Annotated in this window: 6 protein-coding genes and 1 pseudogene; 6 read left to right on the top strand and 1 reads right to left on the bottom strand. The window is 41.4% G+C overall.

All coding sequences use genetic code 11. The features are described 5' to 3' along the window. Positions 1-186: pseudogene (locus B5F25_RS19960) on the top strand (group II intron reverse transcriptase/maturase); the annotation flags it as partial. A gap of 256 nt (positions 187-442) precedes the next feature. On the opposite strand, the gene B5F25_RS19955 reads toward B5F25_RS19960, so the two are convergent. Further along, on the bottom strand, positions 443-1,171 hold the full coding sequence (locus tag B5F25_RS19955) for a GntR family transcriptional regulator (protein WP_087251624.1): 729 nt from the start codon (positions 1,169-1,171) through the stop codon (positions 443-445). A gap of 132 nt (positions 1,172-1,303) precedes the next feature. Between B5F25_RS19955 and B5F25_RS19950 the strand changes: the two genes are divergently transcribed. Genes B5F25_RS19950 through B5F25_RS19930 form a run of 5 tightly spaced genes read left to right on the top strand, consistent with a single transcriptional unit; the run spans position 1,304 to position 9,165 of the window. After that, the gene (locus tag B5F25_RS19950) at positions 1,304-3,031 is read left to right on the top strand and encodes a class I mannose-6-phosphate isomerase (protein WP_087251623.1); all 1,728 of its coding nucleotides are present in this window, start codon (positions 1,304-1,306) and stop codon (positions 3,029-3,031) included. Positions 3,032-3,072: 41 nt separating this feature from the next. Next, the gene (locus tag B5F25_RS19945) at positions 3,073-4,176 is read left to right on the top strand and encodes an ROK family protein (protein WP_087251622.1); all 1,104 of its coding nucleotides are present in this window, start codon (positions 3,073-3,075) and stop codon (positions 4,174-4,176) included. Between the two features lie 10 nt (positions 4,177-4,186). Next, positions 4,187-5,062: a hypothetical protein gene (locus B5F25_RS19940; protein WP_087251621.1), complete on the top strand. Its 876-nt coding sequence runs from the start codon at positions 4,187-4,189 to the stop codon at positions 5,060-5,062. A gap of 8 nt (positions 5,063-5,070) precedes the next feature. Beyond that, the gene (locus B5F25_RS19935; RefSeq protein WP_087251620.1) at positions 5,071-8,172 is read left to right on the top strand and encodes a TonB-dependent receptor; all 3,102 of its coding nucleotides are present in this window, start codon (positions 5,071-5,073) and stop codon (positions 8,170-8,172) included. A 12-nt stretch (positions 8,173-8,184) separates the two neighbouring features. Beyond that, complete coding sequence (locus tag B5F25_RS19930; RefSeq protein ID WP_087251619.1) at positions 8,185-9,165, top strand: RagB/SusD family nutrient uptake outer membrane protein; 981 nt, start codon at positions 8,185-8,187, stop codon at positions 9,163-9,165. Positions 9,166-9,262 lie beyond the last annotated feature (97 nt).

The following is a 9,262-nucleotide window of genomic DNA, read 5'->3' as shown; positions in this document are numbered from 1 at the left end:
AAGGTGGCAAACCTCATTAAATGTGGTATTGGAAAATACAAGGCATGTGAATGGGGTAACACTCGCAAAGGTTATTGGCGTATTGCTGACAGTCCTATATTGAAGGTGGCGATAAATAACGATAGCTTGAGAAAAGCAGGGTATTATACCTTAATGGGTTCGTATCTCGAATGGTACCCAAAATAGGAACCGCCGTATGCCGAACGGCATGTACGGTGGTGTGAGAGGTCGGTGAACATGAAAATAGGAGATAAACACCTATGATTAATGTTTACCTCCTACTCGATTCTTAAAGAAACATTTACCGCGTGATAATTTGGCAGTAAGTCTGGCAAGATTAATAATCTTCAGGCTGTAAGATTATTAATCTTCACGCCGTAAGATTATTAATCTTACAGTAAACGCAGTTATATTGTATTTTCACAGGAGCTGAGTTGTGTCTTTATCTTTCTGCTTCTATTGTATAAGTAAAACTGTCAGCCCGATAATATCCTATATTATATTCGATAGGCATTTGATTGATATCGTATACGAATCGTTGACGAATCAGGATCGGGTCAGTTGGCTGGATGTCCAATTTGTCTGCTATCTGTTCGCCTGCCAGGTTGGCGGAAATTCGCTCTTTACTGGTCTTTACGACAATACTATAGTCTTTTTCCAGCAATTCGTACAACGGCCGTGTGTAATCTTCTTCTCCTGTCAAAGGAATTTTAGGATTGAAGTAAGAGATAAAATAGACGAACGGATATTCTTTTTTTCCTCTGACTCTTTCTAAAACAATACATTTTACAGGTTGTACCGGATCCATATTAAAAAAACGGCAGATTTCTTCATTCGGTTTCTTCCAGCTGATATGCAATTCAAAATTGCGTATTTCTATTCCCAGCATTTTCATCTCTTGTGAAAAACTGAGCCAGTTTTTCACTCCTCCCACAATGCTTTTATCTGCAACCTTTGTACCTACACCTTTCTTACGTACCAACAAACCTTCGAATACGAGTTTGTTGATTGCCTGTCGCAAGGTATTTCTGGAAATGTTCAATCTTTGCGACAACTCAATTTCGTTAGGAAGATATTTCCCGTCTTTATATTCGTCAGAATCAATGAGATTTCGTAAAATTTCCTCTGCTTGTATGTGTAGAGGCTTGTTGCTGTTGTGATCTATGTTCATTTCTGTAATGTTTTTTCTTTATTGCAAATATAATAAAAAATTTTTCTCTTTAAACTCTTGCATAAAATAAAATATTATTCATATATTTGCACAAACAATATATATGTATAAACAAATAAAGAATTAAGCTGTATGAGGAAGTCAAACTACGACAAATTTCCTGCCACTCAAATTGAAGGTAAAATCTTTCAAGGTTGGGATGAAGTGCGTACTGTGCTTGAAGGCATGCTGAACCGGTCTCGTGTATTGGCGGTGGATTGTTACACCGGTGTATACGAAGAGGAACTGCTGGAGGAACTTTCGCTTCTGCCTTTGGTGCAAATCGTCCGGGTTTGCAACTTGTATAAAGACGAAGTGGAAATCAAACGTATGACGGAACGTTTTATGACCGATGATGTGTTGTTCGGTTATGTAACCAATTTGTCATTGGATGATTATTTTGATGCCGGCAAGCTTGCCGATGCACAGGAATGTATCAGTCGGTCGGATATGCCGGTGGTTGTGTTGGGAACGGGAGCAAGCAAGGTTGTTCCGGACGTTCCGCTGGTGTATGTGGATATGGCGCGTTGGGAAATCCAGCAGCGTTTCCGCCGTCATGAAGTCCGTGCTTTAGGGGTGGACAACCGGAATGAAGCTGTCTCTCTTCAATATAAGAGAGGATACTTTAACGACTGGCGGATTTGCGACCGTTATAAAGACTCTCTGTTCGGTAAGGTGGATTTTTGGTTGGATACGCATATTGCCGGACAGCCTAAGATGATAGACCGTGCCACTTTCTTTAAAGGTATTGAAAAGACAGCTGCTAAGCCTTTCCGTGTGGTTCCGTTCTTTGACCCGGCTCCGTGGGGCGGACAATGGATGAAGGATGTATGCGATTTAGATCGTAGTCAGTCCAATTATGGTTGGTGTTTCGACTGTGTGCCTGAAGAGAACAGCCTATATTTCGAAGTGAACGGAGTGCGTTTCGAATTGCCTTCGGTCGATTTGATTCTGCTGAAAAGCAAAGAAGTGCTGGGCGAACCGGTAGAAGCGCGTTTCGGGAAAGACTTTCCGATTCGTTTCGACTTCCTGGATACCATTGGAGGCGGCAATCTGAGCTTGCAGGTACATCCTACTACGCAGTTCATCCGCGAGAATTTCGGTATGTATTACACGCAGGATGAAAGCTACTACCTGCTGGATGCCGAAGAAGGCGCAGTTGTATATCTGGGTGTCAAGAACGGTGTGGACCGGGAAGCGATGATAGAAGACTTGCGCAGGGCACAGCGCGGAGAAATCGTATTCGATGCAGAGAAGTATGTCAACAAGATACCGGCAAAGAAGCACGACCATTTTCTGATTCCTGGCGGTACGGTGCATTGTTCGGGAGCCGGCAGTATGGTGCTTGAGATCAGCTCGACCCCGAATCTGTTTACGTTCAAGTTGTGGGACTGGCAGCGTTTGGGATTAGACGGCAAACCTCGTCCTATCAATGTGGAGCGTGGCAAATGTGTGATAAACTGGAACCGCAATACCGATTATGTGTACGAGAAATTGCGTAATTGTGTGACTCCGATTGCAGAAGGGGAAGGATGGACTGAAGAGCGTACCGGGCTGCATGCGAATGAGTTTATCGAAACCCGTCGTCACCGTTTCTCTGTTCCAGTATCCCATCAAACAAACAACAGCGTGAATGTGTTCAATCTGCTGGAAGGCGAAGAAGCTATCGTGGAAAGTCCCACTCTGGCATTTAAACCTTTTGTAGTGCATTATGCCGAAACCTTCATCATTCCTGCCTGCGTGGGAGAATACACCATCCGTCCTTATGGCAAGTCGGAAGGAAAAGAGTGTGTGACGGTGAAAGCCTACGTCCGCTTTTGATTCAGTTAAGGAGTACAAACCTTTAAACAAGCCTTAATAGTATGTATGAAAATGATAAACGTGTCGTTTTGACCTTGGATGCCGGAGGAACCAATTTTGTATTCTCTGCCATCCGTGGGAATAAACAGATAGTACGTCCTATCGGCATGCCTTCGGCTTCCGATGACTTGGACAGATGTCTGTCGACGTTGGTGGCGGGTTTTGATGCCGTCATCAAGGAACTGGATACCGCTCCGGTGGCTGTCAGTTTTGCTTTTCCCGGTCCTGCTGATTATAAGAACGGCGTGATAGGAGGCAACCTGCCCAATTTCCCTTCCTTCCGTCAGGGAGTGGCGCTCGGTCCTTTCCTGCAGCACCGTTACGGCATTCCGGTATATATTGAGAACGATGGAAACCTGTTTGCGTATGGCGAAGCTTTGTCCGGAGCACTTCCGATGGTGAATGCAGCATTGAAGGCGGCAGGCAGCAACCGCGAGTATCACAACCTGTTGGGTATCACCTTAGGTACCGGATTCGGTGCGGGAGTCGTAATCGACAACCGTCTGCTGACAGGAGACAATGGTTGTGGCGGTGATGTCTGGCTGATGCGCAACAAGAAATACCCGTCGATGATTAGTGAAGAGAGCGTAAGCATCCGTGCCGTCAAGCGGGTCTATCGTGAACTTTCCGGTTCGGAAGACGGTGGACTGACTCCCAAAGACATATTCGATATAGCCGAAGGGATGAGGGCAGGCGACCGGCAGGCGGCAATAGCCAGTTTCCGCGAATTGGGTGAAATGGCTGGAAGTGCAATAGCTTCTGCACTGAACATCGTGGACGGTGTGGTTGTGATAGGTGGCGGGCTTATGGGAGCTTCCCGTTACATCCTTCCTTCCCTAGTCAACGAATTGCGTACCACGGTATCCATGTTTTCCGGAGAATGTTTCCCCTGTGTGCAAATGGACGTATATAATTGGGAAGAAGAGCCGGAGCGCACCCGATTCCTTTCTTCCTCTTCCCGTCAGGTACTGATCCCCGGAACCTCCATTCAAGTTCCGTATAATGATTCCAAGCGCATAGCTGTCATGTGCAGTCGGTCAGGAGCCAGCTCCTCCATTATGCGCGGTGCTTATGCTTATGCATTGCAAAATCTTGATAATCAATAAATGTAATTGTATGAAAACACTGAAAAAATCTGTATATTTCCTATTTATATTGGGATTTGTTTTGTCTGCCTTTATGGCATGTGATGATGATGAAAATCAACGAAGTGTGTTGTTGAGTTTAAGTTCTTATGAAGAAAAAGTGAAAATTGGTGACTCTGTATCTATTCAAGTTTCTTTATCAGATCCGAGCAGATTCTCCAAAATTCTGATTAAAAAGACCATTTCTGGAAAAGAGATCTCTGATTATACCAAAGAATTGAATGTGGCAAATTTGAGTTTCCCATATACGTTCAATGCACAAGTAGTGTCGGGAGATGAAAATGGTGTAGTGGTATATTCTTTTTATGGATTAGATGTAAACGGTGCTGTTGTGGATGCTTCTGATCTGGTGCTTACAGTTGATTTAGCAGAATTGCCTTTATTGTTGAAATATGATTGGCAATTAGTTCAGCAGATGATTCAAGGAGAGGATTTTGCCACTCCTGATTTGAAAGATGATATTTATCGTTTTAATGCGGACTTGACGTTGGAATTAGATTGGGGAACTATATTTTCTGCAGCTCAATTGGAAACATTAAATTCTTGTTGTTCTTGGGATGTAGAGAGGACTGGTGAGAAAATAGATTCACTTTATTTGGTTAAATATAATATTTTTCAGCCGAATACACCTATGATAACCAGATATAAAGTTGTGAAATTGGCTGATCGGGAAATGATATTGGAAAGTCATCAGGATCTTTCCAGTTTGGGACCGGATTTCTCAACTGATGAAATCGTTACGGAAACCTATTCCCCTGTCTCGAAAAGTGATGACTTTACTCCATATAGAGGTAAAAATCCAGACGACTATTATGTTGAGGCTTGTAATCCAGGATCTTATAAATAAATGAAATTATGAAAATACATAAATTTATTCGCTCAGTAGCAATAAGTTCAGTTCTGTTGGCAAGTGTAGGTGCATTTGCGCAAAATGGAATGAAAGATATAAAAGGTGTAATTTATGATGACAAAGGAGAACCGGTAATTGGTGCTTCTGTGGTCGTGCAAGGTACATCGAATGGTACTATTTCGGATCTAGATGGCAATTTTACATTGTCAGTACCGGAAGGTTCTGTTATAGAAATTTCTTTTGTTGGATTTGAAACACAGAAAATAAAGGTTGCTCAGAAAAGTGATTTCCATATTGTCTTGCATGATGATACGGAATTATTGGATGAGGTGGTGGTTGTAGGTTATGGTGTTCAGAAGAAAAGCGACTTGACTTCTGCAGTAGCCAGTGTGAAGGCAGATGAAATAGTTGGGACGTCTGTAACCTCGTTAGACCAAGGCTTACAAGGACGTGCTGCCGGAGTTGTTGTATTGAATACATCCGGTCAGCCGGGTGCAGGAACATCTATCCGTATTCGTGGAACCAGTTCTATTAATGGAAATAATGAACCACTTTATGTAATAGATGGAATTCCGGTAATCAGTGACGCTGCTTCTTTTAGTACAGGTGCAACGCAGAATCCGGCATTGAATCCGTTGACGAACATTAATCCGAATGATATAGAATCAATTGAAATATTAAAGGATGCTTCGGCTACTTCAATTTATGGTGCCCGTGGAGCTAACGGTGTCGTATTGGTAACGACTAAACATGGAAAAAGTGGAAAACCGAATGTTTCGGTTGGTGCGAAATTTACCTGGCAGCAGGTGACTAAGCAAATGGATATGCTTAATTCTGTGCAGTTGGCAGAACTGGCGAATGAGGTGGCAGATAATGATGGCATCGAACGTAATCCAGTATTTGCAGATTTGAATAATCTTGCTAAAATCAATACTGATTGGCAAGATGAAATATTCCGTGTAGCTCCCATGCAGAATTATGATGTTTCTGTATCTGGAGGTAATGACAAGACTACTTATTTTATTTCTGGTAATTTGTTGTTGCAAGACGGTATCATTATCGGTTCGGATTTTGGAAAAGGTAGCTTCCGTGTGAATTTGAACCAGCAGATTAATAAATGGTTGAAAGCTGGTATTTCGGCAAATTTGAGTTACAGTCGTTCGAATGGTGTTGTAACCAACTCAGAAGGAGGTTTTGCGTCAAGTGTTACGTCATGGGCACTTGAAATGAATCCGGGACTTCCTGTACGAGATGAGGAAGGAAACTATACCTATGAAAATAATATGAAAAGTCCGAATGTCGGAAATCCTGTTCAGGATGCACTGGAAGCAAAGAACCGGAATACTTCGTTCCGAACATTGGCAAATGCATTTCTGGAGTGGACACCGATTAAAGACTTGACATTCAAAACCAGCATTGGTGTGGATTATTTTTACATGAAAGATCAGTCTTTTGCTGCAGCAGAACTGAAACGTGCGGAATCGAATGGCGGTTATGCCAATATCGGTAATCGTGACGGATATAATTGGGTATGGGAAAATACTGTAAACTATACAAAAACATGGGGAGACCATACAATAGGTGCATTAGCTGGTATGACTGCTCAGGCTTTTGTGTCTGAAATGTCATCAGTATCTACTGCTGACTTTGAAGATGGCTCTTTAGGTTGGAACTCCATACAGTCTGGTGCATTGAAACAGAATACGACTTCTGGTATAACTGAATGGCAGATGCTTTCTTATTTGGCTCGTATAAATTATAATTTTAAAGGACGCTATTTGTTGACGTTGACAGGACGTGTGGATGGTTCATCTAAGTTTGGTAAGGGGAATAAGTATGGTTTCTTCCCCTCGGTATCAGGTGCTTGGCGATTGTCTGAAGAAAACTTTATGAAAGATGTAAAGGCTATTTCGAATTTGAAGTTGAGAGCAAGTTATGGTATTGTGGGAAATGAAGGTATTCCTCCTTACAGTTCGCAGGGACTTATGTTTAATACGGAAGCCTATTTTGGAAATTCTGAGATAGTAAAAGGGTTGGTTCCTTATACATTAAGTAACCAGGATTTGAAATGGGAGACAACGGCTCAATTTGATATAGGTATAGATTTTGGTATGTTTAATAATCGCTTGACTTTAACAGCTGATTATTACTATAAGAAAACAAGAGACTTGTTGTTAGGTATGCCTGTTGCTTTCAATACTGGATATGATTCTGTTGTAAGCAATGTAGGTAATTTGGAAAACCAAGGTTTTGAAGTGACTTTGGGGGCGGTTCCGTTTACCGGAAAGTTTAATTGGAACATTGACTTTACTTTGGGTTATAACAAGAATGAAATTACCAATTTGGCAGGTAGCCAGGAGAATCTGACCGGCGCATCCATATTGGGTATTACTTATTGGACCGAAATTACTGAAGGTCAGCCTATTGGAACCATTTATGGTTATAAAACCGATGGTATTGCTCAACTGGACGAAGATTTATCAAAGATTCCTTTTTTTGCAGGCAAGACTTTGAATTATGGTGATCGTAAATATGTCGATAAAACTCAAGATGGAACAATTAATGAAGATGACTTGTATGTATTGGGTAATGCTAATCCTGATTTTACATTTGGTTTTAATAATACGTTCAACTTTGAATTTAATGACAAATCATCGTTGGGATTGACTATCTATCTGCAAGGCGCGGTAGGAAATGAAATTGTGAACTTCAATAAGTTCTCGTTGGAAAGTTTTGACGGCTACCGGAATAATTCTACGGCAGCTTTGGATAGATGGACTCCGACCAATCCGACCAATGAATATCCTCGTGCGACTACTAAAAATGCTGGAAATATTTTGTCAGATCATTATGTAGAAGATGGGTCTTATCTAAGAATCAAGGACATCACCCTGAGTTATACCTTCCCGAAAAGCTTAACTAAGAAGTTTTATTGTGAGGGACTGACGGTATTCGCAGGTTTAAAGAATATCTATACGTTTACGGATTATTCTGGATATGACCCGGAAGTAAGCCGTTTTGCGAATGATAATCTTTCTATGGGAGCAGATTATGGCTCTTATCCAATGGCAAAATCGTATGAATTTGGTTTAAGAATGAATTTTTAAAAGGACAATGTTATGAAAAGTAAGATAGCAAGTTTTTTGGTTTGTGGTGCATTGGCATTGAGTTCTTGTTCCGGTTTTTTGGACGAGGAACCTAAAGGCAGCATAACCAGTGAGAATTATTATAAAACGGAAAAAGATGCGATATCGGCTACCAATGCTATTTATGATTATTTGATTGTCGGATATGCTCCAGGTGGTCTGTGGGATAAGAACTATGGTGGAGTTTTCTACAACGATTATTGGGTGCTTCAGGATTTGTTTACAGATAATGCAGAAAGTAATCAGTCAAGCATACAATATACCTCGGTAGATAATATGCAGATAGACCAATATAACGAACCGGTAGAGTTGTTGTGGCGCGATTTTTATCAGACTATTAAATGTTGTAATGTCGTACTAGATAAAGTGCCGGCTATTGACATGAATGAGACCTTAAAGAGACATTTGTTGGCTGAAGCTAAATTCTTTAGAGCCATGATGTATTTTGATTTGATACGTATGTTCGGGGATGTTCCTTTGCGTGAGCACAATGTGGAAGGAGTGGATGAACAGATTTTGCCGCGTGCTCCTAAAGAAAATATTTATGAACTGATTATTTCAGATCTTCAGACGGCAGAAACGGATTTAACCTATGAAGACCGTTTAGGAGGTGGAAGACCTTATGCTGAATCTGCTTCTGCTTTATTGGCCCGGGTTTATTTGACGTATGCTGCAGAATATGATGCTATGGATTATTATCAACGGGCAATAGATAAAGCTAATCTGGCAATAGCTAAATTCCCAATGATGAGCAATTATGCAGATTTGTTCAAAATTGCGAATCGGTTTAACTCTGAAATTATATGGGGAGCCAATTTCAGCTCGGCTTTAAGCCAAGGATGGAAAGGTGCTCAGTTTCTTGTGCGTTTGCTGCCTACACTGGACGGAGTAGATAATTCTCAAGGTTGGGAAAATGCAACGGAAGATTTGTATAATAGAGTTTATGTAAATTAGTTATGATAGTTCCAAGGGTTGATTTTAATTCTGAGATTATGCAGTGCCATACATGTGGAAAAGATGTTTTCTACAAAGTTGTTCGCCCTGAGCCTGC

The sequence above is a fragment of the Bacteroides sp. An19 genome (genome assembly GCF_002160215.1).
Lineage (GTDB): Bacteria > Bacteroidota > Bacteroidia > Bacteroidales > Bacteroidaceae > Phocaeicola > Phocaeicola intestinalis.
Note: the sequence above shows the minus strand (reverse complement) of the source record. Positions and strands in the feature narration are given on the sequence as shown.

Coding starts and splice junctions, on each gene's coding strand:
- B5F25_RS19955 (WP_087251624.1), bottom strand. CDS start 1,171: ATGAACATAGATCACAACAGCAACAAGCCTCTACACATACAAGCAGAG.
- B5F25_RS19950 (WP_087251623.1), top strand. CDS start 1,304: ATGAGGAAGTCAAACTACGACAAATTTCCTGCCACTCAAATTGAAGGT.
- B5F25_RS19945 (WP_087251622.1), top strand. CDS start 3,073: ATGTATGAAAATGATAAACGTGTCGTTTTGACCTTGGATGCCGGAGGA.
- B5F25_RS19940 (WP_087251621.1), top strand. CDS start 4,187: ATGAAAACACTGAAAAAATCTGTATATTTCCTATTTATATTGGGATTT.
- B5F25_RS19935 (WP_087251620.1), top strand. CDS start 5,071: ATGAAAATACATAAATTTATTCGCTCAGTAGCAATAAGTTCAGTTCTG.
- B5F25_RS19930 (WP_087251619.1), top strand. CDS start 8,185: ATGAAAAGTAAGATAGCAAGTTTTTTGGTTTGTGGTGCATTGGCATTG.